The organism is Allobosea sp. P2_A10, assembly GCF_056405115.1.
On the sequence record NZ_JBFUCS010000010.1, the window covers coordinates 104533 to 129203 of the forward strand.

Annotated in this window: 18 protein-coding genes; 6 read left to right on the top strand and 12 right to left on the bottom strand. The window is 66.2% G+C overall.

From position 1 onward, the window contains the following. Window positions 1-109: 109 nt before the first annotated feature. A complete protein-coding gene (locus AC1DZY_RS15750; RefSeq protein ID WP_476821068.1) occupies window positions 110-538 on the bottom strand; it encodes a hypothetical protein in 429 nt (142 codons plus the stop codon). A 27-nt stretch (window positions 539-565) separates the two neighbouring features. Between AC1DZY_RS15750 and AC1DZY_RS15755 the strand changes: the two genes are divergently transcribed. Continuing rightward, entirely contained in the window at window positions 566-898 is a 333-nt protein-coding gene (locus AC1DZY_RS15755) for a hypothetical protein (protein WP_476821069.1), read from the top strand. 15 nt (window positions 899-913) lie between these two features. Here AC1DZY_RS15755 and AC1DZY_RS15760 read toward each other — a convergent pair whose 3' ends face one another. From AC1DZY_RS15760 to AC1DZY_RS15790, 7 genes are all read right to left on the bottom strand, one after another. Beyond that, on the bottom strand, window positions 914-1294 hold the full coding sequence (locus AC1DZY_RS15760; RefSeq protein WP_476821070.1) for an SUF system Fe-S cluster assembly protein: 381 nt from the start codon (window positions 1292-1294) through the stop codon (window positions 914-916). 32 nt (window positions 1295-1326) lie between these two features. Further along, entirely contained in the window at window positions 1327-2565 is a 1239-nt protein-coding gene (locus AC1DZY_RS15765) for a cysteine desulfurase (protein ID WP_476821071.1), read from the bottom strand. Between the two features lie 4 nt (window positions 2566-2569). Then, window positions 2570-2779, bottom strand: coding sequence for a tautomerase family protein (locus tag AC1DZY_RS15770; protein ID WP_476821072.1), 210 nt, complete (start codon window positions 2777-2779; stop codon window positions 2570-2572). After that, a complete protein-coding gene (locus tag AC1DZY_RS15775; protein WP_476821073.1) occupies window positions 2779-4125 on the bottom strand; it encodes a SufB/SufD family protein in 1347 nt (448 codons plus the stop codon). Before AC1DZY_RS15775 ends, AC1DZY_RS15770 begins: the two co-directional genes overlap by 1 nt. After that, window positions 4125-4877 (bottom strand): Fe-S cluster assembly ATPase SufC, encoded by a 753-nt coding sequence (sufC, locus tag AC1DZY_RS15780; protein WP_476821074.1) that lies wholly within the window; start codon window positions 4875-4877, stop codon window positions 4125-4127. Before sufC ends, AC1DZY_RS15775 begins: the two co-directional genes overlap by 1 nt. A 110-nt stretch (window positions 4878-4987) precedes the next feature. Further along, window positions 4988-6457, bottom strand: coding sequence for a Fe-S cluster assembly protein SufB (gene sufB / locus AC1DZY_RS15785; protein WP_476821075.1), 1470 nt, complete (start codon window positions 6455-6457; stop codon window positions 4988-4990). A gap of 61 nt (window positions 6458-6518) precedes the next feature. Next, the gene (locus AC1DZY_RS15790; protein ID WP_476821076.1) at window positions 6519-7724 is read right to left on the bottom strand and encodes a cysteine desulfurase family protein; all 1206 of its coding nucleotides are present in this window, start codon (window positions 7722-7724) and stop codon (window positions 6519-6521) included. A 302-nt stretch (window positions 7725-8026) separates the two neighbouring features. Here AC1DZY_RS15790 and AC1DZY_RS15795 point away from each other — a divergent pair, with 302 nt between their 5' ends. Both AC1DZY_RS15795 and tyrS read left to right on the top strand, forming a co-directional pair. Continuing rightward, complete coding sequence (locus AC1DZY_RS15795) at window positions 8027-8698, top strand: alpha/beta hydrolase (protein WP_476821077.1); 672 nt, start codon at window positions 8027-8029, stop codon at window positions 8696-8698. A gap of 152 nt (window positions 8699-8850) precedes the next feature. Continuing rightward, a complete protein-coding gene (gene tyrS, locus AC1DZY_RS15800; protein ID WP_476821078.1) occupies window positions 8851-10095 on the top strand; it encodes a tyrosine--tRNA ligase in 1245 nt (414 codons plus the stop codon). A 12-nt stretch (window positions 10096-10107) separates the two neighbouring features. Here the strand turns inward: tyrS and AC1DZY_RS15805 are convergent, their stop codons facing one another. Then, window positions 10108-13566, bottom strand: a complete 3459-nt coding sequence (locus tag AC1DZY_RS15805) for a hypothetical protein (RefSeq protein ID WP_476821079.1) — start codon at window positions 13564-13566, stop codon at window positions 10108-10110. A gap of 244 nt (window positions 13567-13810) precedes the next feature. On the opposite strand from AC1DZY_RS15805, the gene AC1DZY_RS15810 reads away from it, so the two are divergent. Next, complete coding sequence (locus AC1DZY_RS15810) at window positions 13811-14275, top strand: peroxiredoxin (protein ID WP_476821080.1); 465 nt, start codon at window positions 13811-13813, stop codon at window positions 14273-14275. 126 nt (window positions 14276-14401) lie between these two features. Then, entirely contained in the window at window positions 14402-15688 is a 1287-nt protein-coding gene (locus tag AC1DZY_RS15815) for a M23 family metallopeptidase (RefSeq protein WP_476821081.1), read from the top strand. Window positions 15689-15833: 145 nt separating this feature from the next. On the opposite strand, the gene prfB is transcribed toward AC1DZY_RS15815, so the two are convergent. The 3 genes from prfB to AC1DZY_RS15830 form a co-directional block, all read right to left on the bottom strand. Beyond that, window positions 15834-16962, bottom strand: a protein-coding gene (prfB, locus tag AC1DZY_RS15820; RefSeq protein ID WP_476821082.1) for a peptide chain release factor 2 whose coding sequence is annotated in 2 segments (ribosomal slippage) — window positions 15834-16892 and window positions 16894-16962 — 1128 coding nt in all. Because the reading frame shifts where the segments join, the coding sequence is not laid out codon by codon here. A gap of 248 nt (window positions 16963-17210) precedes the next feature. Further along, window positions 17211-19664: a penicillin-binding protein 1A gene (locus AC1DZY_RS15825; protein WP_476821083.1), complete on the bottom strand. Its 2454-nt coding sequence runs from the start codon at window positions 19662-19664 to the stop codon at window positions 17211-17213. 133 nt (window positions 19665-19797) lie between these two features. Beyond that, entirely contained in the window at window positions 19798-21039 is a 1242-nt protein-coding gene (locus AC1DZY_RS15830; RefSeq protein WP_476821084.1) for an N-acetylmuramoyl-L-alanine amidase, read from the bottom strand. A gap of 728 nt (window positions 21040-21767) precedes the next feature. Between AC1DZY_RS15830 and AC1DZY_RS15835 the strand changes: the two genes are divergently transcribed. Then, complete coding sequence (locus AC1DZY_RS15835; RefSeq protein WP_476821085.1) at window positions 21768-24617, top strand: Rne/Rng family ribonuclease; 2850 nt, start codon at window positions 21768-21770, stop codon at window positions 24615-24617. The last annotated feature ends 54 nt before the right edge of the window (window positions 24618-24671 follow it).

Below are 24671 nucleotides of genomic sequence, written 5' to 3' on the forward strand. Positions count from 1 at the left end.
CCGGCGAACTGGCTGCGCCCGCCTTGATTGATGCCACTCTTCTCGCGCGCCGAATAATCAAGCTCGCTCATGCGAACGATCACGCGGCACGATGCGACAGCGACGGCCGTCAGAGCAGAAAGTGGAGGCCGAAGCCGAGGATGATAAAGCCGGCGGCGACGATCTGCGCCACGAATAACGGCTTCAGGCGGGCAAGTTGCCCGGCGTGCAAATCGGCCCTCTCGGCGCGGGACATCCGATTGCGGGCCTTGAACTGCTCTTCCAGCACGCGTGGATCGCTGCTGGCGCCGTCGCGCTCCAGATCCATGCGCACCGCGATGAAGCCGATGATCAGGCCGAGGATGCCGAGCCCGAAGAACCCGACGAGACGCAGCGCGCTATAGACCACGCCAATCGCGAGCGCCGCAAGCAGCGGGAAGGCCAGATAGTCCCATTTCGTGAAGCGCATGCGGCGACTATGCGCAAAAGTGGGAAATACGTCCATCAGGCGACGGTTCGCCCATAAAGCGGAACGATCGCCCGACGGGTTGGTTGCCATGAGACCAGGCAATCAATGGAGGCCGCCATGACGGAGCAGAACCGCGAGCACATGGATCGTCCCGAGGACGACAAGCCGCGCCGACCGGGAGACCTTGGGGCGGCGGCACGGCAGCGTCCGGGCCCAAGTCCCGATTCAGGGCATCCGACCGGGCCCCACGCGCCTTTCGACGAGGATGCCGGCAGGGCGGCCGAACGGGTCAGGCAGGACGCTGCCGGCCAGTACCGGCCCGGAATGAGCGATCCCAATCCCGATGGGCTGGTGAGCGCGAACCCGGTTGTCCTGTCGAAGGACGGCGACGCGACCAGCGGCAACGGCCATGGTCGCGACAGAGACGGCTCGAAAACGCCGCAAGATTAAGTGCGCAGTTGCCGCTCACCACATGTCGAGCGCGACCCTGGCCTCGTCGGACATGCGCGACTGGTCCCAGGGCGGATCGAAGGTCATGGTCACCTGCACGCCCGAGACGCCCGGCACGGCCGAAACCGCGTTCTCGACCCAACCCGGCATTTCGCCAGCCACCGGGCAGCCGGGCGCGGTCAGCGTCATGTCGATCGCGACCATGCGGTCATCGGCGATGTCGACACGGTAGATCAGGCCGAGTTCGTAGATGTCAGAGGGGATTTCGGGATCGTAGACCGTCTTCAGCGCGGCGATGATGTCGTCGGTGAGGCGGTCGATCTCCTCGGGCGGCAAGGTGCTGCTCGCGCCCATTGTCGGGGCGTTCGGCTTCAGGTCTTCGGCGGTGTCGGTCATCGCAACAAATCCGGTTCTGGCGAAAGGCGACCCTAGGAGAACAGGGTCTCGGCCTTTCGCAGGGCTTCGACGAGCTTATCGACTTCTTCGAGCGTGTTGTAGAGCCCAAAGGACGCACGGCAGGTCGAGGTCACTCCATATCGGGCGAGCAGCGGCATGGCGCAATGGGTGCCCGCCCGAACAGCCACGCCGGCGCGGTCGATCACGGTCGCGACGTCATGGGCGTGCGCGCCCTTCATCTCGAAGGCGACGATCGCGCCCTTGTCCCGCGCCTTGCCGAAGATGCGGATCGAGTTCATCTCGCCGAGCCGCTGCATGGCGTAGTCGCCGAGTTTGGCCTCATGCGCCGCGATGTTCTCGCGGCCGAGCGCCATCATATAGTCGAGCGCAGCGCCCAGTCCGACCGCCTCGACGATCGCCGGGGTACCGGATTCGAACCGGTGCGGCGCGTCGTTATAGGTGACCGTATCCTCGCTGACGGTGACGATCATCTCGCCGCCCCCCTCATAGGGCGGCAGCTTGTCGAGCCACTCCTTCTTGCCCCAGAGCACGCCCGAGCCGGTCGGCCCATAGACCTTGTGACCAGTGAAGCAGTAGAAATCGCAGCCCAGCGCCTGCACGTCGACCGGCAGATGCACCGCGCTTTGGCTGCCATCGACGACGAGCGGGATCTTGTAGGTCCGGCAGATCGCGGCGACCTCGGCGATCGGCACGATCGTGCCGAGCGCATTCGACATATGCGTCATCGCCACCACCTTGGTGCGCGGCGTGATCAGCTTCTCGAACGCCTCGATCAGGAAGTTGCCGTCCTCGTCGACCGGCGCCCATTTGATCACGGCGCCATGGCGTTCGCGCCAATAGTGCCAGGGCACGATGTTGGAGTGGTGCTCCAGGATCGAGAGGATGATCTCGTCGCCCTCCTGGATCTTGAGATAGCGTCCGAGCGAGGAGGCGACCGTGTTCAGCGAGCCGGTCGAGGAGCGCGTGAAGATGATCTCCTCGAGATGGGCCGCGTTGAGGAAGCGCCGGGCGCTTTCGCGAGCAGCTTCATAGGCTTCCGTCGAGGCGTTGGCGAGATAGTGCAGCCCGCGATGGACATTGGCGTAGTCCTCGCGCATCAGCCGGGTCATCGCCTCGATCACGGCTTCGGGCTTCTGCGCCGAGGCCGCGTTGTCGAGATAGACCAGCGGTTTGCCATAGACCTCACGCGACAGGATCGTGAAATCCTTGCGGATCGCCTCGACGTCATAGGGCTTCACGATCGCGTTCATGGTCTCAGGCCTTTGCGGGGGGCGCGGGCGCCCTGTCGGCGACCAGCTCGCCGCCATGTCCCCAGTTCTCGCGCTCGATCTCCTGGATCACGATATGGGTGTTCTGCGGATTCTTGCCGAGCACCTTGACCAGCGTCTGCGTGAACTCCGCAACGATCTGCGCTTTCTGCGCGCGCGTCGCGCCCTTGGTGATCTGGAGGTTGATGTAGGGCATCAGACCGCCCCTCCGACCGTGGCCCCGCGCTCGCCAAGCCAGGTTTCGATCTCGCGCATGATGATCTCCCGGACGGCTTCGTCGCTGACGAACTCGGCCACCTCGCCGGCGAAGGCGGTCAGCACCAGAGCCTCTGCCTGCGGGCGGGGAAGTCCACGCGCCATCAGATAGAACAGCTGCTCGCCATCCATCTGCGCGACTGTCGCGCCATGGCCGCAGACGACGTCGTCGGCAAAAATTTCGAGCTCTGGCTTGTTGAACATGGTCGCGCCGTCGTTCAGCAGCAGCGCGTTGCTCTTCATGCTGCCGTCGACCTTCTGCGACTGCGGCCGGACGACGACCTTGCCCTGGAAGACGCCGGTGCCTTCGCCCTCGATGACCGCCTTGAACAGCTCGCGGCTCTCGCCATGGGGCTTGGCATGGTCCATCACCAGTGTGACATCGCTGTGCTCCTGCCGGCGCAACAGCGAGATGCCGCGCAGCGCGGCGCGGATATGCTCGCCGCCGTAGCGCAGGAAGCTCTGCTGGCGGATGGTTCCGCAATTGGCGACCAGCGAGACGACGCCGAAATCGGCGTCGGCGCCGATTTCGGCCAGGATCGAATGGACCTGCACCGATTCCGGCCGCTGCCGCGTCGCCATGCGGACATGCTCGACGCTCGCGCCATCGCCGACTGAAAACGAAATCGCGTGGTTGAGCTGATAGGGCGAGGTTCCGAGATTCTCGTGAAGCTCGACAATGGTCGCCTTCGCGCCGGCCCCGATCTTGATCAGCGAGCGCGAGAAGATCGCGACCTCCTTGGTGCCGCTGCCGAGCGCCAGCAGCAGAATCGGGCGATCGAGCACGACGCCGGGCGCGATCTCGACCACGACGCCGTCCTGCATCAGCGCCACGTTCAGCATCACGCCGACATCGTCGGCCGCGACCTCAGGCGCGCGCAGCGCGTCGGCATACATATCCGGCGCCTCGATCAAGGCTTCGGCCAGCCCGCGCACGGACACGCCTTCGGGCAACCCGTCCATGTCGGACTGTGCCGGGCTGAAAATGCCGTCGATCGTGACGAGGCGCGTGCCGGATATGGTCTGCAGCGCGAGCCGGTCGGTCACGGCCTGCGTCAACACCGGCTTGCGGACCAGAGGGTTGGCCTCGCGCAGGAGCGAGCGCAGATCGGTATAGCGCCAGGATTCCAGTCTGCGATGCGGCAGGCCCTTGGCCTCGAAACCGGCAAAGGCATCCTCGCGCAGCTTGCGCACGGCATTTGCCCCGGGCAATTCGGCCTTGATCGCGGCAAATTGCTGCGAAAGCTGCTGCTCGGCCGCCGTCTTCAGGGGAGTGACGATCGCCATCACGCAGCGTCCGCGTAAGCGGCATAGCCGCTCTTTTCGAGCTCCAAAGCCAGTTCCTTGCCGCCGGTCTTCACGATGCGGCCCTTCGACATGACGTGAACGGTGTCGGGCACGATATGGTCGAGCAGGCGCTGGTAATGCGTGATGACGAGGAAGCCGCGATTTTGGGCGCGCAGGCGATTGACGCCGTCGGCGACGATGCGCAGCGCATCGATGTCGAGGCCGGAATCGGTCTCGTCGAGGATGCACATCGAGGGCGAAAGCAGCGCCATCTGCAGGATCTCCATGCGCTTCTTCTCGCCACCGGAGAAGCCGACATTGAGCGGCCGGCGCAGCATGGCCTTGTCGATGCTGAGTGAATCCGCCGCCGCATTGACCTGCTTGATGAAGTCTGGCGTCAGCAGCTCCGCCTCGCCGCGCGCGCGGCGCTGGGCGTTCATCGCCGCCTTCAGGAAGGTCATGGTGGCGACGCCGGGGATCTCCAGCGGATACTGGAAGGCGAGGAAGATGCCGGCGGCGGCGCGCGCATCGGCCTCCATCTCCAGCACGTTCTCGCCGTTGAGCAGGATCTCGCCGTCAAGGACCTCGTAGTCCTGCTTGCCGGCGATGACATAGCTCAGCGTCGATTTGCCGGAGCCGTTGGGCCCCATGATGGCCGCCACTTCGCCGTCGTTCACGGTGAGATTGAGGCCGTTGAGGATCTGCTTGTCCTCGTCGGCGATCTTGACGACGAGATTACGAATTTCGAGCATTGGTCAGAGTTCCATTCTGCAGGAGATGGTCGGATCAAGTCCGACCATGACGCGCTTGATCCTGGCGTCATGCCCGGGCTTGACCCGGGCATCTCGGAAACGATCGGGCGTCAGCCCACGGAGCCTTCAAGGGAAATCGAAATCAGCTTCTGCGCCTCGACCGCGAACTCCATGGGCAGCTGCTGCAGCACCTCCTTGACGAAGCCGTTGACGATCAACGCCACGGCCTCCTCGGCCGAGAGCCCGCGCTGCTGGCAGTAGAACAGCTGGTCCTCGCCGATCTTGGACGTCGTCGCCTCGTGCTCGAAGATCGCAGTCGCGGTCTTGGCTTCGATATAGGGGATGGTGTGAGCGCCGCACTGGTCGCCGATCAGCAGCGAGTCGCAATTGGTGAAATTGCGCGCACCCGTCGCCTTGCGGTGGGCCGAGACCATGCCGCGATAGGTCGAGTCGGATTTGCCCGCAGCGATGCCCTTGGCGATGATTTTCGAGGTCGTGTTCTTGCCGAGATGGATCATCTTGGTGCCGGAATCGACCTGCTGCGCGCCGTTCGAGACCGCGATCGAGTAGAATTCGCCGCGCGAGCCGTCGCCGCGCAGAATGCAGGACGGGTATTTCCAGGTGATCGCCGAGCCGGTCTCGACCTGCGTCCACGAGATCTTGGAGTTCTTGCCGCGGCAATCGCCGCGCTTGGTGACGAAGTTGTAGATGCCGCCCCGGCCCTCGGCATCGCCGGGATACCAGTTCTGCACGGTCGAGTATTTGATCTCGGCGTCGTCGAGCGCGATCAGCTCGACCACCGCCGCATGGAGCTGGTTCTCGTCGCGCTTGGGCGCGGTGCAGCCTTCGAGATAGCTCACATAGGAGCCTTCTTCCGCGATGATCAGCGTCCGCTCGAACTGGCCGGTGTTCTGCTCGTTGATGCGGAAATAGGTCGACAGCTCCATCGGGCAGCGCGCGCCCTTGGGGATGTAGACAAACGAGCCGTCGGTAAAGACGGCGCAGTTCAGCGTCGCGAAGTAGTTGTCGGTCACTGGCACGACGGTGGCGAGGTATTTGCGCACCAGCTCGGGATGCTCGTGGATCGCATCCGAGATCGAGCAGAAGATCACGCCGGCCTGCGCCAGCTCCTTCTTGAAGGTCGTGACGACCGAGACCGAGTCGAACACCGCGTCGACCGCAACCCGGCGTTCGGGCGCGACGCCCGCCAGGATTTCCTGCTCCCGCAGCGGGATGCCGAGCTTCTTGTAGGTCTCCAGGATCGCCGGATCGACCTCGTCGAGCGACTGCGGCGAGGCCCCTTTGGGAGCAGCGTAATAATAGATGTCCTGATAGTCGATCGGCGGGTAGTTCACCCGCGACCACGCCGGCTCGGTCATGGTCTTCCAGCGCTTGAAGGCGTCGAGCCGCCATTCCAGCATCCAGGCCGGCTCGTTCTTGCGCGCCGAGATATAGCGCACCGTGTCCTCGGTCAGGCCCTTGGCGGGCTTCTCCATCTCGATCTCGGTGACGAAGCCATATTTATATTCCGTCACGTCGATCGACTTGACCTGATCGATGGTCTCCTGGACCGCTGCCATTGCCTGCTCTCCTGTCGCGGGTTCAAGGCCCGCCGGTTTGGTCTTCGTCTTGTCCGGGATCTCAGGCTGCCGCCTGAACCTCGCCGGGTCTGGTCGCGGCCAGTGCTTTCGCATAGGCCGCCAGGAACTGGTCGATCTCCGCCCCGGAAGTGGTCCAGCCGAGGCTCGCCCGCAAGGCCCCCGCGCTCATGGCAGGGTCGACGCCCATGGCTGTCAGCACATGCGAGCGCCTGACCTTGCCCGACGAACAGGCCGAGCCGGACGACAAGGCGATTCCGGCGAGATCGATCTTGATCAGCATCGTCTCCGCCTTTACGCCCGGCGTAGCGAAAGCGCTGGTGTTGGGCAGTCGCGCCGCGCCGGCCCCGAAGATCACGCTGTCGCGCGCAATTTCGCAAAGCCCCACTTCGAGCCGGTCGCGCAACCCGGCAAGCCGCACGGCCTCGCCGGCGAGCGCCGGCGCGGCCAGTGCCGCTGCGACGCCAAAACCGACGATGCCCGGCACGTTCTCGGTGCCAGCCCGCCAGCCGCGCTCCTGCCCGCCGCCACGCATCGGCTTGTCCGAAAGTTCCAGCGCGCCGGTGCGGAAGATGATCGCGCCGACGCCCTTTGGCCCGCCAAGCTTGTGAGCGGAAATGGTCAGAACATCGACACCCAACGCATTGATGTCGATTGCGATCTTGCCGGCCGCCTGAACCGCGTCGCTGTGGACGAGAGCTCCAAAGCGCTTCGCCAGCGCCGCGACCTCCGCAACCGGCTGGATCACGCCGGTCTCATTGTTGGCGAGATGCAGCGACACCAGCGCGCGCGCGCCGGGCCGTTCGACGCAGAGCCGCTCCAGCCGCGCTTCGAGCCAGCCGAGATCGGCAACCCCGAGCGCATCGACCGGAATAGCCTCGGCCGCACCGGCCGGGAAACGATGGCCGTCGATTACGCAAGGATGTTCGGTCGCGCCGTGCAGCAGCAGCGACGCAGGTGTCCTGATGCAATCCCGCCCGCCGCTGCAATCCATCAGCCCGGGCGACAGCACGGTCGCATTGGCTTCGGTGCCGCCGCTGGTGAAGACGACATTGGCGGCCGTCGCACCGACCAGCGCGGAGACATGCTCCCTCGCGCGCTCGATCGCCGCACGCGCCGCCCTGCCCTCGCCATGCACCGAAGACGGGTTGCCCGGCAGCGCCAGCGCACGCACCATCGCCTCGACAACCTCCGGACGCACCGGCGTGGTCGCATTGTGGTCGAGATAGGCGCGGGAGAACCCGGTCACGCTACTTCAGGCTCCATTGCTGCGGTCGACATCTGAGCGTCCGGCACGAAAGGCTTGAAATCGCACCCCTGCGCCGTGCTATAGCCGCCCGTCCAAGCCGCCATGGGCGGGGAAATTGCCGTCGCTCATTAGCGAGAGACGATCTCGTTCCCGGTCCGTTCACGGCTGTTAGAACTGTTCTAAGCGCTTGATGTAGGGCGCGAGCGGCGGGGCCGTCAAGGGCGACGGGGCGATTTGGCGGCGCTTGGGCGTCGCTTTCGCCCGGCGCGCGCGGCCGTAGCCCAACAAAAGGCGAAAAGACGATGCCCGAGGTGATTTTCAACGGACCGGCCGGCCGGATCGAGGGCCGCTATCAGCCCGCCAAGAAGCGCGGCGCACCGCTCGCCATCATCCTGCATCCGCACCCGCAATTCGGCGGGACGATGAACAACCAGATCGTCTACAACCTGTTCTACACCTTCGTGAACCGGGGTTTCTCGGCGCTGCGCTTCAATTTCCGTGGCGTCGGCCGCAGCCAGGGCCATTTCGACCACGGCGCGGGCGAGCTCTCGGACGCGGCGGCAGCCCTCGACTGGATGCAGGCGCTCAACCCCGAGGCCAAGAGCTGCTGGATCACCGGCGTCTCCTTCGGCGCCTGGATCGGCATGCAGCTTCTGATGCGCCGCCCCGAGATCGAGGGCTTCATGTCGATCGCGGCGATGGCCAATCGCTACGATTTCTCGTTCCTCGCGCCCTGCCCGTCTTCGGGTCTGTTCGTGCACGGTTCTGAAGACCGCGTCGCGCCGGTCAAGGAGGTCATGGCGGTGATCGAGAAGGTGAAGACCCAGAAGGGCATCCAGATCGAGCATACCGTCGTCGAGGGCGCCAACCACTTCTTCGACGGCAAAGTCGATGTGCTGATGGCGCAGGTCGGCGCCTATCTCGACCGCAATGTCGGCCCCGAGCTCACCAAGGTCGAGCAGGAGCAGGAATAGCCGCTCCTCCGCAGCCGACACCGTCATGCTCGCCCTCGTGGCGAGCATCCACGTCTTGAAGACTGCGCTCGCCGGACGAAGACGTGGATGGTCGGGACAGGCCCGACCATGGCGATAGGGCCACCAGACAACCCGATTCGATTGTTGAACCCATGACGACCTTCAAATCCGATCTTCTGCGCGTCCTGTCGGAGCGCGGCTATGTCCACCAGATCTCCGATCCCGAGGGGCTGGACGCGGCTGCCCTGAAGGGACCGATCAGCGCCTATATCGGCTTCGACGCCACCGCGACCTCGCTCCATGCCGGCTCGCTGATCCAGATCATGATGCTGCACTGGATGCAGGCGACCGGTCACAAGCCGATCGCGCTGATGGGCGGCGGCACCTCGATGGTCGGCGATCCCTCCTTCAAGGAGGAATCGCGCAAGCTGCTGACGATCGAGGATATCGACCACAATCTGCAGGGCATCAAACGCGTCTTCGCCAATTACCTCGACTTCGGCGGCGCAGCGTCGATGATGAACAATGCCGACTGGCTGCTCGGCCTGAACTACCTCGAATTCCTGCGCGATGTCGGCCGGCACTTCTCGGTCAACCGCATGCTGTCCTTCGACAGCGTCAAGACGCGGCTGGAGCGCGAGCAGTCGCTGTCCTTCCTCGAATTCAACTACATGATCCTGCAGGCCTACGACTTCGTCGAACTCAACAAGCGCACCGGCTGCATCCTGCAGATGGGCGGCTCCGACCAGTGGGGCAACATCGTCAACGGCATCGATCTCGGCCACCGTATGAGCAATGTGCAACTCTACGCGCTGACCTCGCCACTGCTGACGACGTCGTCAGGCGGCAAGATGGGCAAGACGGCGTCTGGCGCGGTCTGGCTCAACGCCGATCTGATGAGCGCGTACGAATTCTGGCAGTTCTGGCGCAACACCGAGGACGCCGATGTCGAGCGCTTCCTGAAGCTCTACACGACGATGCACCTGTCCGAGATCGCCAAGCTCTCCGCGCTGGGCGGGGCCGAGGTCAACGAGGCCAAAAAGCTGCTGGCGACCGAGGTCACCGCCCTGCTGCATGGCCGCGCTGCAGCGGAAGCCGCAGCCGAGACGGCGCGGAAAACCTTCGAGGATGGCGGGCTGGCGACGGACCTGCCGAGCATCGCCATCGACAAGGCGGAACTCGATGCCGGCCTTGGCGTGCTCACGGCATTCGTCAAGGCAGGACTCGTGCCCTCGACCGGCGAGGCCCGCCGGCAGGTCAAGGCTGGCGGCCTGCGCGTCAACGACATCGCCGTAACCGACGAGCGCGCGATGCTGTCGGCGGCCACCCTGACCTCCGATGGCGTGATCAAGCTGTCGTTCGGGAAGAAGAAGCACGTCCTGCTGCGGCCGGAATAGGCCCGCCGGCGCTCAGCGGCCGGGTGGCGGCGCAGGTTGCGCTGGCGATTGCCCCGGCTGGATTGGCTGCCGCTCCGGCGCGCCGCCGAGCGGATCGACGAACCTGCGCAGGATGCCCGGCGCCAGCGCCGAGAGCGGGTTGATCGACATGGTCGGGGCGCTGGCTGCGCCCGAAATCCGGAAATTCACGGCAAACAACCCGCCATACTGGCTGCCGCCGCCGAGCAGCGCGCCGACCACCGGCACCTGTGCAAACGCATTGTTGAAGGCGTAGCCCGGCACGAAGGTGCCGCCGATATCGACCCGGTCGCGCCCGTAATCGACATTGCCCTGCAAGGTAAAGCCGACCTGCTGGCCCCAGATCACCATGTCGGAGACGTCGAGCCTGCTGGCGGAGCGGGTGAACTCGGCCCGGAGCTTGGTGAAGCCGACTTCGCTGGCGTCGATTCGCGACGGCGTCGGGCCCGATCCGACTGTGCGATCACCCGAAGGGACCGAGGCCGATTGCTCGCCGATAACGCGCCGCAGCGCCGGCTCGTCGCGGACAAGGAAGTTGCGGAACAGAAGTTCGCCGCTTTGCCTGACGTCGCCTGGCCCCATGCTCAGGATCAGGTCGCCGCCATAGGCGCGACGGTAGAGGTCGACGAAACGCAGCAGCGCCCCGCCATTCTCGGACTGGACCACGATCGCGCCCGGCGCGTCGCCCTGCCGGCTCTGTTTTGCCGTTACGTCGGCCCGGCCGATGCGGCCCTGAAAGGACAGCGAACGCGTCTCGCCATTGCGCTTGGAAAGCTTCAGCACGCCGTTGCTGATCGCCTCGTTGTTGAAGCCGGTCAGGATCGGCACATCGAGATCGACATCGAGATCGCCGCCCTTGGCCGCCTTGTCACCGCGCTGGGCTGGCCCAGACGCATTCTGCAGATCGCGGATGAAGGGTCGGACATCGGCGACCGCGCCGCGGATCACGAGCTTGGTCAGGTTGCCGTCGCGCCTGGCTTCGACCTTCAAATTGTCGCCGGGCGAGAGCCTGAACTGCGATAGCGTCGCGGCCTCGAAGGCGTTCTGCCTGTTGAGCTCGACCTTCCCTCTCATCAGCGCCGGCGGTGCATCGAGCACGAAGTCTTCGAGGTCGGGGCCGTCGGGGTCGATGACGTAGGTAAAGCTCGCTTTGCCGGGCCGGCCGGCCAGCTTGCTCAGTCCGGGAATGGCGCCATCGAGCGCGGCCTTGCTGAGGTCCACTTCGACGCGCGGCGGCGTATCGACGCCCTTGCCCAGCGCCTTCACTACCTTGACCTGAACCGTGCCGTTGATGCCCGCTTCGGGGCCGAGCCCGCGCTTCTGGCGCGCGGCGTTGTCGAGCGCCATCGACACCGTCGCCTCGCCCTGCCCCTTGTTGTTCTGCCTGACTTCGATCTGGCCACGGTCGCCGCCAATCCGGCCTTCGCCCTTGGCGACCATGCCAGCGCGGTCGATATTCAATGTCAGATTGGCGCCGTCGAGCTTCTCGGTGCCCAGCAGCGTATCCGACGAGACGCCGGTCAGGTTTCCCGAACTCTGGACCACGACCTCGCCCGGCCGTGGATCGTCGACCAGCGCCAGGGTCACCACTGTTCGCAGGTCGCTCGCACCCCGGAGCGAAGCGGGGTCGATCGTACCAGCCGTGAAATCCTTCAATGCGGGAAAGGCCGTCAGCGCCGCCAGCGCCTCCATCGACCCGGTCGAGCGGAAGGCGGCGCGAGCCTGGGCGCGCGCCATCCAGGTCTCGGGAATCGTGAAGCTGCCTTCGCTCAAGGCCAGCTGGCGGCCATTGCCGAGGTCCGCTGCGGCCTTCGAGACTGTCAGCTGCACCGTCCGCCCGGTCGCCTTGCCGGAGATGCTGCCGTCGACCAGCGGCGGCAGGCCCGGCCCGGGCAGGAAACGCACCTGCGTGGCGTCGACGATGACGGACAGGGCACGATCGGGAATTCCGGCGCCCTGCAGCAGGCGGGCATGGTCCTCGGCCGGCAGATCGAGCTCGACCTCGAGATTTGCGATGCGGCCCGACGCGATCTGCCGCGACAACGTCGAATGCACCTCGGGCGAGGTCCAGGCCGGCCACAGCGCCAGCACGGCGCGAGCGTCGGAATCAGTCGCCTTGACGCTGATGCGCTGCGTCGGCGAGCTGCCGGTCTTCTGCACCACGCCCTTGATGATGGCGGCCACGGTCGGGCCGCGTACCGAGACGGCGTCAAAGCGCGCCTCGTTAGAGCGTGGATCGAGCAGCAGGTCGGCCTTCATGCTGTCGACCTTGATCGCGGGATCGGTATCGATGCCGGCCAATTGCCCGGCCGCGTCGAGCGTGAGCCGCCAGGCGCCCTGCTCCTCGCGCAACGTGCCCGAGCCTTTCAGCTGCGTCGCGCCGGCGCGCAATTCGCCCATGCGCATCTCCAATACGCTCAGATCGTCGGCACTGGCGATTTCGAGATGGGCGGCGTCGACATGAACCGGCGCAAGCGGGCTGTCGGGGAAGCGGATCGTGCCGGGCAGCACGTCGAACTGGGCCGAGACCGTCCTCTTGCCGTTGGTCGTCTGCACGAGCGAGGCCCTGCCCTTCATCGGCAGGCCCTCGACCGTGATCGCGCCAGTGCCGAGCGCGAGCGCCACGACCTCGGCAGGTTCAAAGCGCAGGATCTCGATATCGGCGCGCTGCGTCCCGTCGGCATCGTTCGACAGGTCGATCGCAAGCTCCTTCCAGCGCGAGCCCGTGCGGCCCTTCATGGTCAGCCGGGTCGTGCGCTCGCCGGCGCGCGTGAGCCTGATCTCGACATCCTCGAAGCCAGCCTTCTGCCGCCCGTCGGGGTCGACCAGCGACAGCCTCGCGCCGTTCATGCCGGCGGTTTCGAGCGCACCCAGCAGCCCGTCGCCCTGCCCAAGCGTCGTGATCGCGCCCATGATCCCGGTCAGGGCGTTCCACTGGGCAGCGTCGGGCAAGGTCGAGGCCGGCTGCGGTTCCGCCGGAGCCGAATCGGCGTTGACGATCAGCGCGCCATCCTTGTCGACGCCGAGGCGGACATTGACGCCGCGCAGATCAACCGAGACCAGCCTGATCTCGCCGCGCAGCAAGGCGAGCGGCTCATAGCCCAGAATGGCTTCCGGGGCCCGGATCGTCGCGCCGCTGCTATGGCGGAACGAGACCTGCCTGACGCGCAACTGCGAATGGCCATCGATGCGCCCAAGCTCCGCCGACGCCGCCTCTACGGTCCAGCCCTTGCCGAGCCGCTCCTCGATCGCAGCCGAAATCCGGTCCTCGAGCCCCGACAGCGGCACAAGCCCCGTCACCAGCAAGGTCACGGCCGCACCCGCAAGCGTCAGCACCGCCACCGTGATCGCGACGGCGATCGTGACAAGCCCGGCCTTGGCGCGCTTCTTCACGGCCGCGACGTCGCAGGCCTCCTGCGCACTCGCCGCCGCGACCGGCATCGGGCCAGACATCCGCGCGGCCTGGCTGTGGGCGTCCTGTTCCTGCAATGCCTGCGCGGTCCTGCGTTCTGGAAGCGTGTCTGATGGTCGGTCGGCAAGCTCGTCGAGACTTCTCGAACGCCCGACTTCGGACGAAGTTCGATATCCCGCCCGAATCGTCGCGCGCGGGCATCGACACACTAGCCGCTGCGCCCGCCCGCGCCATATTGGGGATGGCTGCTCATGGCGAGCGAAGGCGACGAAAGGAAGGCGAGATATGGCGCTAGAACAAGGCGACAAAGCCCCCGAATTCACGCTGGCGCGCGATGGCGGCGGCACAGTGTCGCTCAGCAGCCTGAAAGGCCGCAAGGTCGTTCTGTATGCCTACCCCAAGGACGACACGCCCGGCTGCACACAGGAGGCGATAGCCTTCAACGGCCTGCGCACGGAATTTGCCGCCGCCGGAGCTGAAATCGTCGGCATTTCGCCCGATCCGGTGAAAAGCCATGACAAGTTCAAGAAGAAGCACGGCCTCGATTTCGCGCTCGCCGCCGACGAAACCCTGACCGCGCTGCAGGCCTACGGCATCTGGGTCGAGAAGAGCATGTATGGCCGCACCTATATGGGCGTCGAGCGCACGACCTTCCTGATCGACAAGGACGGCGTCATCGCGAGAATCTGGCCGAAGGTGAAGGTCGCCGGTCATGCGCAGGAGGTTCTGGCGGCGGCGCAGGCGCTCTAGCTTCACCGCGTCGGCGGAAAGAAGAGGCGCGGTTTGCGAAAGATTAACCTTAACCAGCTCTAATCATGGGATCGGCAGCGTTCACATCCGGTCCCGCGTATGACTCACTCAGCCTCGCCCGCCCCCGTGCTTCCCGTCGCCGGCCTCGCCACGCACAGGACCTACACCGTCGGGCGCGCCACTGCCTTCGCCGGCCTTGCGTGGCTGACGCTGACGACGGCGTGCTGCGGAGCGGCCGGATGGTACATCTTCAGCAAGGACGATCTCGCAGCCAAGCTGATCGCTCGCGAAACGACGCGCCAATACGCCTATGAGGACCGGATCGCGGCCCTGCGGGCCGATATAGACCGCCTCGCCAGCCGCGCCCTGCTAGACCAGGACGGCGTCGAGGCCCGCGTCGACGAGCTTGCTACCCGGCAGGCCGAACTCGAGTCGCGGCAGGCGCTTGTGACCGCGCTTGCCGACACACTCCAGACCGGCGGCCTCGCCAGGGACGCGAAGGCGCAGCTGCGGCCGCGTCTGATCAAGCCAGACGAGCCGATCCGCGCCTCGGGCGTCACCAGCTTCGCCCCGATCATGCCGACCAAGCCAATGCCGGCGCCAGACGCGCCCGCCTTGCGCGGCGCGGAGCAGAACAAGGTCCAGCCATGGCAGTCGGGCGAGACTGAAGCACAGCCCAAGCCACCCGCCGAGCGCGTCTCGACGGCGTTGAACCGGCTGGACAAGGCGATGACCTCGACATCGGGTGCACAGCTCGCCGCCCTGCAGGACATGGACGAGAGCCTGGCCGAGACCCAGAAGCGCATTCGCGGCGCGCTCGCCGAAACCGGCCTCGACAGCGACAAACTGACCGTCGCCGGCCCGGCGCCTGCCGGCGTCGGCGGCCCCTTCGTGCCGTTCAAGATCGATCCGACGACGGGCCCGTTCGAGGCGAAGCTTCACGCCCTGCAGCCCAGGATTGCCGCGGTCTTCCGCCTGCGCGGCCTGGTCGAGCAATTGCCGCTGGCGCGCCCGATGGCGGGCGAGGCTGATTTCACCTCGAACTACGGCTACCGCGTCGACCCCTTCACGCGCAGCCCGGCCATGCACACCGGCGTCGATTTCCGGGCTGAATCGGGCTCGCAGATTCGCGCCACCGCGCCTGGAAAAGTCATCAGCGCCGAATATTCAGGCGGCTACGGCAACATGGTCGAGATCGAGCACAGCAACGGCATCACCACGCGCTACGCCCATATGTCGGCGATCCTGGCGACCGTCGGCCAGATCGTTACGACCGGCACCGTCGTCGGGCGTGTCGGCACCACCGGCCGCTCCACCGGCCCGCATCTGCATTATGAAACCCGCGTCAACGAAGAGCCGATGGACCCGACGCGGTTCCTCAAGGCCGGCATGAAGCTGGCGGCCAAGAGCTGAGACTTCAGCCGGACTTGGCTTTCCAAACTCGCTCTGGTCAGCCGGCTGGCGCGGCGTTCGAGAACCGGAGCGGAGCGGACTTAAGTCCGTGAGCACCGGAAGCGCGGAACGTCGCGTCAGACGGCCGCCGGAGCGGGTTTGGCCGTCAGTCGATGTCCTCGACCTCGACTTCCGTGCCATAGACCCGCTGCGCCAGCGACGCCTCCATGAACGGATCGAGCGCGCCATCCAGCACCTCCGAGGGCGCCGTCGAGCTCACCCCGGTGCGCAGGTCCTTCACCAGCTGATAGGGCTGCAGCACATAGGAGCGGATCTGGTGGCCCCAGCCGATATCGGTCTTGGAGGCCTGCTCGGCGTTGGCCTTGTCCTCGCGCTTCTTCAGCTCGACCTCGTAGAGCCTCGCACGCAGCATGTCCCAGGCCTTGGCCTTGTTCTTGTGCTGCGAGCGCTCCTGCTGGCACGACACCGCGATCCCTGACGGGATATGGGTGATGCGGACCGCCGAATCGGTCGTGTTGATGTGCTGGCCGCCGGCACCCTGCGCGCGATAGGTGTCGATCCGGCAATCGGATTCGTTGATGTCGATGACGATGCGGTCGTCGACCACGGGATAGACCCAGACCGAGGCGAACGAGGTCTGCCGCCGGGCATTCGAGTCAAACGGCGAGATGCGCACCAGCCGGTGCACTCCGCTTTCGGTCTTCAGCCAGCCATAGGCGTTGTGGCCCTTGAACTGCAGCGTCGCCGACTTGATCCCGGCGGTGTCGCCATCCTGGTATTCCAGCGTCTCGACCTTGAGCTTGCGGCGCTCGCCCCAGCGCCGGTACATGCGCAAGAGCATCTCGGCCCAGTCCTGGCTCTCGGTGCCGCCGGCGCCGGGATGGATTTCGAGATAGGTGTCGAGCATGTCGGCTTCACCCGACAAAAGCGTCTCGACCTGTCGGCGCGCTGCTTCGACCTCGACGGCCTTGATGCCGGCTTCGCCCTCGGCGATCGAGGATGCATCGTCCTCCATCTCGCCGAGCTCGATGAAAGTCAGAGCATCGTCGAGATCGCGCTCGAGCTTGCCGATGCCCTCGATCTGCTCCTCGAGCCCGGTGCGCTCGCGCATCAGCTTCTGCGCGGCCTCGGCATCGTTCCAGAAATCGGGACCTTCGGAGAGTGCGTTCAGTTCGGCGAGACGGCGCTGTGCGACATCCCAGTCAAAGATGCCTCCTCAGCAGTCCGATCGACTGCTTGGCGTTGTCGAGCTGGGTCTGGATTTCTGGACGCATGCGAAAGGCCTCGGACGTGTGATCGTGTGCGGAGATAGGAGGATTGCAGTGCGCTGTAAATGAGGCGCTGGAAGACCCCCCTCTCCTGTCAGGAGAGGGGCAGGGTTAGGTGATGGACGTAGGACCAGTCAAATGCAGGGAGCGTCTGCCAGGGCGCACTCAATGCGGAGAAGGGCCGCCCCCTCACCCTGCCCTCTCCCTCCGGGAGAGGGTTCCCCGTCCGCGCTTCCCGCCTATTGCGGAAGTCGTCAATACAGCCCGCCGGTCCCCGATCCCACAGACCGGCCCGCGCCGCCGCCGGGCGCGACGCTGAGCGGTGTGATGCCGTCGCCGGCGGCGCCGATCACGGAGTAGCTGTCGGGCGGGGCCGTCCCGGGCTTGAAGGCTTCGAGAATGCCGCCTTCGCCACCCGAGCGCATGCCGCTCTTGGGGTCGACGCGGATCAGCTTGATGCCGGCCGGCACACGGAACGGCGTCGCCGGCTTGTCCTTCAGCGCCGCCATCATGAAGTCGCGGAAGATCGGCGCGGCGTACTGGCCGGCGGTCGCCGAGGTGCCCAGCGACTTCGGCTTGTCGAAGCCCATATAGACGCCCACCGCGAGGTCGGGCGAGAAGCCGACGAACCAGACGTCCTTGGCATCGTTGGTCGTGCCGGTCTTGCCGCCGAGCGGCTTGCCCACGGCTTTGACCACGGTCGCCGTGCCGGCGTTGACGACGCCTTCAAGGATCGAGACCATCTGATAGGCGGTCAGCGGGTCGAGCACCTGGTCGCGGTTGTCGACGAGGCGCGGCTCGCGCTGGTTGGCCCATTTGTCGGCGTCGCAGCCTTCGCAGACGCGCTGGTCGTGCCGGAAGATCGTCGCGCCGAAGCGATCCTGGATGCGGTCGATCAGCGTCGGACGAATCTTCTTGCCGCCATTGACCAGCATGGCGTAGCCGGCCGTCATGCGCATCACCGTGGTCTCGCCGGCGCCCAGCGCCATCGAGAGCACCGGCAGCAGATCGTCATAGACGCCAAAGCGCCGGGCATATTCCGCGATCAGCGGCATGCCGACATCCTTGGCGAGCCGAACCGTCATCAGGTTCTTCGAGAACTGGATTCCGTAGCGCAGGGTGCGCGGCCCGGTCGACTTGCCGTCGTAGTTTTCCGGCCGCCACATCCCGAGCCCACCGCCCTGGTCGATCTCGATGGGAGCGTCGAGCACGATCGAGGACGGTGTGTAGCCGTTGTCGAGCGCGGTCGCGTAGACGAAAGGCTTGAACGACGAACCCGGCTGCCGCTGCGCCTGCGTCGCCCGGTTGAACTCCGACTGATCATGCGAGAAGCCGCCGACCATGGCCAGCACGCGGCCCGAGAACGGGTCCATCACGGTGATCGCACCATTGACCTCGGGCAGCTGGCGCAGACGGACCTGGCCGGGCTTGCCGTCGATCGGCTCGACATAGACCACATCGCCGGTCGAAACGGCCTGCGAGACGCGCGAACGCCGCGTCCATTTGATGCCCTCGCCGCCCAGCGTCACGGTCTCGCGGTCGCTCTTGAGCGCGCCGGACGTCTCCAGCAGCGGATGCAGGCCAAGCCTGGCGCTGTCGCCGACGACGTCGAGCACCACGGCCAGCCGCCACGGCGCGACATCGCCCAGAACCTTCAGTTCGCCGATCGCCAGTCCCCAGTCGCGCGCGCCGAGATCGACCTTCTGGATCGCGCCACGCCAGCCGCGCGCCTCGTCGAAGCGCACCAGGCCATCGACCAGGGCCTTGCGGGCCATCAGCTGCATCTTCGGATCGACGGTGGAGCGAACCGAAAGGCCGCCCTCGAGCAGCTTCTTCTCGCCGTAGCGATCCTGCAGTTCGCGGCGGATTTCCTCGGCGAAATAGCCGGCTGCGATATTGTTGGGCGAAACGGTGCGCGGATTGACGCCGAGCGGCTGTTTCTTGGCGGCGTCGCCCGCCTCGCGCTTGGCAAAGCCGTTTTCGACCATGCGGTCGATGACGTAGTTGCGGCGTTCGATGGCGCGCTCGCGGTTGCGGAAGGGATGCAGGTCGGTCGGCGCCTTCGGCAGCGCGGCGAGATAGGCCGCTTCCTGCAGGTTGAGCTCATGCACCGACTTCCCGAAATAATTCAGCGCGGCGGCGGCGACGCCATAGCTGCCCTGCCCTGGCGCCGGCGCGCCGAGATAGATCTCGTTCAGATAGAGTTCGAGAATCTTGTCCTTCGAATAGGTCGCCTCGATCCGCAGCGCGACCAGCGCCTCGCGAATCTTGCGCTCGATGTTCTGCTCGGATCCGACGAGGAAGTTCTTGGCGACCTGCTGCGTAATGGTCGAGGCGCCCTGCGGGCGGCGGCCGGCGGCGCGGTTGCGGAAGTTCGAGATCGCGGCGCGCACCAGACCCTCGGGATCGACGCCGACATGCTTGTAGAAATTCTTGTCCTCGGCCGAGAGATAGGCGTCGATGACAAGTTTGGGAACGGCCTGGATCGGCAGGTAGAGCCGGCGCTCGCGCGCGAATTCGGCGATCAGCGAGCCATCGCCGGCGTGGACGCGCGTCATCACCGGAGGCTCGTAGTTCCGCAGCTGCGCGGAATCGGGCAGGTCCTTCGAGAAATGCCAGACGAAGCCGGCGGCGGCGACGGCGCCGATCACGAAGACGATCGCGCCGGCCGCAAACAGCCACCCGAAGATTCGCAGAACAAACCGCATCGCAGGCCCTGGCCCTCGTTGTCACAAGCCGGCGCGCCCGCAACGCAGGCGCTCGCAAATCAGTCCTATAGCACGACGGAGATGGCGGAAGCGTGGCCTTGGGACCACATTTCGCATCAACCGCCGTTCCGTTTCAGCGCCGGTTCTCGGCGGCTTTGCCGGCAGGAGCGCGCCCCTGCTCGAAATAGCCGTCGACGGCGGCGTGGACGGCGCCGACCGCCTGCATCCGCCAATCCGTGGAATTGAGCAGTTCGGCGTCCTTTGGGCTCGACATGTAGCCGAGCTCGATCAGCACCGAGGGCACATCAGGCGCACTCAGCACGCGAAATCCCGCCGAGCGCAGCGGCACCTTGTGCATTTTTACCGAACCGCCGAGCTTCTCGACGAGATTGCGCGCAAATACCGACGAAAAGGTCCGCGTCTCGCGCTTGGCGAGATCCATCAGGATGCCCGCGACATCCTGCGTATCCTCGCTGGAATCGAGGCCCGCAACCGCGTCGGCCTGGTTTTCCTTGGCGGCGAGCCTGGCCGATTCGGCATCGGTCGCACGTTCCGAGCCGGTATAGATCGTCGCCCCGCGAACTTCCTGCGCCTGCTTCAGCGAATCGGCGTGGATCGAGACGAACAGATCGGCGCCCGCTGCGCGCGCGATCTTGACCCTCTCTCCGAGCGCCACGAATCGGTCGTCGTCGCGCGTCATCACGATGCGATAGCGCCCGGAAGCCTCGAGACTGTCCTTGAGCGCGACGCCAAAGGCCAGCACGACGGCCTTCTCCTCGATCGAGGCCACGACCGCGCCGGGGTCGATGCCGCCATGGCCGGGGTCGATGACGACGAGCTGGCGTTGATCGCCGGCGGGCTTGGCCGGTTCGACGAGTTGCGGCGCGGTATCCCGTCGCCTGGCAGCTGATTCGCTCGCGGCTGCCTGGAAGTCGGCGCGCGAGGCGCGTTTCAGTTCGATCACCAGTTCGCCGAAGCCGCCACGCCGCTCGCGCACTTCCGCCCGGGCAACCGTCGCAGGCTGCGACAATTCGATGATGATGCGCGAGCGGTCCGGCGTGAACAGGCCGTAGCGGAAGGCGCTGACAAAGCCCGCTCCGGCGCGACCGGCGCCAGGCTGGACCTGGAAATTGACCGAAGGCAGATCGACGATGATCCGGTCCGGCGCGGCAGTCACCGAGGTTTCGACAGCGACGGGCCGCGACAGCGTCATGGTCAGGCGGACGGTCTCTCCGGACTGCTCAAGCTTGGCGTCGGTCGCGACCGGGAAATCATTGGTCGAGCGGGGATTGGCGCGCGCGGGCAAAAAGCCGCCGAGCGAAAGCCAGGCGCAGACGAGCCCGCAGACGAGCGCTCTGGCCTTCGGCGCCGTCACGCCGGACATTCGAGTGCGGAAGCGGTGCAACGGGCAATCGTCCCTGTCTGCGTCACCAACGCTTAACCATAAGGGCGCGACGCCTTAACAGGGCGTTACCACGGCCGCCCTGATGCGTGAACCGCCCTCGCCCATCGCGGCTGCGAGATAACGTGATCATGTGACTTGCAAATCACGCTCACCTGTCTGTAATGGGGTTGGTTGCTTTGCGAAGCCGCCCATGGTGCGCATCCGGGTCCGAGGACCCGTCGGCGTCCGGGGTCAGGCGAAGCGGCCGACCCTCCCGGGTTCGGCCGCAAGCATGGCAACCGCCAACGGATCGTCCGCAGACGGCCGGCGTCAGGTACGCAAGTTCGACGCATGGCCAGTCCCGCGAGCGTGCAAACGCGGCGTGCTTCCTTTCTTCGGGCGGGCGCGTCGCAGGTCAGGACAGATGTCGGGGCATACGACACCGCAGACATTATCGGTGACTCGTCCATACCTGCGGGACCGCGCCGGGGCTTTTGCCCGGCCGGATTTCCCGAGCCGCAATCCTGTCTCGATCGCCCCCCTCCCGTCAGACGCCGGCTCGCGCCGGCTTTTGCTCCTCCCAGACACCGGCTCGCGCCGGCTTTTACTCCTGCAACATGCCGGCTCGCGCCGGCTTTCGCGCGGCGCCCCTGCCCGCGGCAGCGGACATCCGTCCGCAGCCCGGCGGGTGACGGCCGTCGCGCCTATGGAAAATCCCTATGGCCAACAAGATGCTCATCGACGCCACCCACCCGGAAGAAACCCGGGTCGTGGTGGTCCGCGGATCCCGCGTCGAGGAATTTGATTTCGAATCCGCCAGCAGGAAGCCCCTGCGCGGCAACATCTATCTCGCAAAGGTGACGCGCGTGGAGCCCTCGCTCCAGGCCGCCTTCGTCGAATATGGCGGCAACCGCCACGGATTTCTGGCCTTCTCCGAAATCCACCCCGATTATTACCAGATTCCCGTCGCCGACCGGCAGGCGCTGATCGCCGAGGAGGCGCGCGCCGACCGCGAGGACGAGCACGCCGAGGAAAAGCGCGAGAAGCGCGGCGACCGTGATCGTGGCCGGCGCGACCGGGGCCGGCGCGGCGACCGCGCCAAGAAGGCCTCCAACGACGAGACCATCAGCGCCGAGGTCGATACGGACGGCCAGGTCGATACGGACGGCCAAGTCGATACCGACGGCCAAGTCGATACCGACGGCAAGGAAGCCGCCATGGTCAGCGAGGGCGGACCCGCCTTCGGCCAGGAATTCGCGCCCGATATCGCCGAATCGACAACGCAGGATGCGGTCGAGAACGCAGCGCCCCTGACCTTCGAGACCACGCCCGTCGAGGCGGCCGGATCGGACGCCGAGGCGTCGGAGGCGCGCAAGCCGTCCGAGGACGACGAGGACGGCGCCCACGACGATGGCGAGCACGAGGAAGCACCCGAGCAGCTCGGCGGCGGCGACGCCCTCGACGACATCGTCGAGCGTCCGCAGCGCCATTCGCGCCGCCAGTACAAGATCCAGGAGGTGATCAAGCGCCGCCAGATCATCCTGGTGCAGGTCGTCAAGGAAGAGCGCGGCAACAAGGGCGCGGCGCTCACCACCTATCTCTCGCTCGCCGGCCGCTATTCGGTGCTGATGCCCAACACCGGCAAGGGCGGCGGCATCTCGCGCAAGATCACCAACACCGAGGACCGCAAGCGCCTCAAGGAAGTCGCCTCCGAGCTGGAGGTGCCCGATGGCATGGGCATCATCCTGCGCACGGCCGGCGCCTCGCGCACCAAGGTCGAGATCAAGCGCGACTACGAATATCTGATGCGGATGTGGGAGAGCGTGCGCGAGTTGACGCTGGCCTCGGTCGCGCCCGCGCTGGTCTATGAGGAGGGCAACCTCGTCAAGCGCTCGATCCGCGACCTCTACAACAAGGACATCGACGAGGTTCACGTCGCCGGCGACGAGGCCTATCGCGAGGCCAAGGACTTCATGCGCATGCTCATGCCGAGCCATGCCAAGAGCGTGAAGGTCTATCGCGAGCAGACCCCGCTCTTTGCCGCCTTCGGCGTCGAGAGCCAGCTCGACGCGATGTTCTCCAACACCGTCACGCTGAAGTCGGGCGGCTACATCGTCATCAACCAGACCGAGGCGCTGGTCGCCATCGACATCAACTCGGGGCGTTCGACCCGCGAGCACAACATTGAGGACACCGCCCTCAAGACCAATCTCGAAGCGGCGGAGGAAATCTCCCGCCAGTTGCGCCTGCGCGACCTTGCCGGCCTCATCGTGATCGATTTCATCGACATGGAGGAGAACCGCAACAACCGCGCCGTCGAGAAGAAGCTGAAGGATTGCCTCAAGGACGACCGCGCCCGCATCCAGGTCGGCCGCATCTCCGCTTTCGGCCTGCTCGAGATGTCGCGCCAGCGCATCCGCACCGGCGTGCTCGAAAGCTCCTCCATCCCCTGCCCGCATTGCGCCGGCGCCGGCATGATGCGCTCGGCTGCATCCGTATCGCTGCAGATCCTGCGCGCGCTCGAAGAGAACCTGATCAAGGGCGCCAGCCATAACCTCAACGTCCGGACCCGTCCGGAGGTCGCGCTCTATGTGCTGAACCAGAAGCGCGCCCATCTCAGCGAGCTGGAAACCCGCTTCGCGATCGCGATCAGCATCTCGGTCGACGCCACCTTGCTCGGCACCCGCTACTTCGAGGTCGAGCGCGGCGAGTTTGTCGGCAATGAGGGCCGCGTCATCCCGACCGCCTTCAAGGCCGAGACCATCCCCGCCGATCTCGACGACGAGGCGCTCGACGCCGCGGCCGAGGCCGAGGCGCTCGACGCCGAGGGTGGCACGACGGAAACCGACGCTGCGGCCGCCAATGACGACAAGCCCGAGCAGGGCGAAGGCGGCGAGGCGCGCGGTGAAGGTGGCCGCAAGCGTCGCCGGCGCAGGCGGCGTCGGCGTGGCGGCGAGCGTGACGCCAATGGCGTGCGTCTCGACGGCGGCACGGATGCCGAGGGCGACGAGGATGGCGAGGGCGACGAGGACGGCGACGACAACGCCAGCGAGGTCAACGAGACGGCCACTGCTGCTCCTGTTGCAGAAGCGCCGGTCGTGACGGAAGCCGCCGAGACGGACGGCAAACCCCGTCGCGGACGTCGTGGCGGACGTGGGCGATCGAAGATCGACGCAGCCGAGGCCGACGCAGCGGCGGAAGCGACCCCGGCGGCCGAGACCGTCGAGGCCGCAGCCGAGCCTGCCGCGGAGGACGCTCCGGCCGAGGCCGAAAAGCCCAAGCGCCGCTCGCGCGCCAAGAAGGTGGCCATCACCGAGGATGGCGCGGCCGAGGCTATCGCCGAGCCGGCAGCGGCTGCGCCCGAGACCAAGTCCGCAGCGAAGACCAAGTCTACCCCGGCAACGAAGGCCGCCCCGGCGGCAAAGTCGATGCCGGAGCCGGCTCCCGAGCCGGAGCCTGCTCCCGCCCCGCGCGCGGTCGAGGAGCCGGTCGCGGTCGTGCTGACCCCGCCCGACCCGGACCGCCCCAAGCGCGGCGGCTGGTGGAACAAGCTGGCCGGACGAGGCTGATAATCAGGCCGCTGCGAGAGATCGCAGCGGCCTTTTTCTTGATCCAGGGGACTT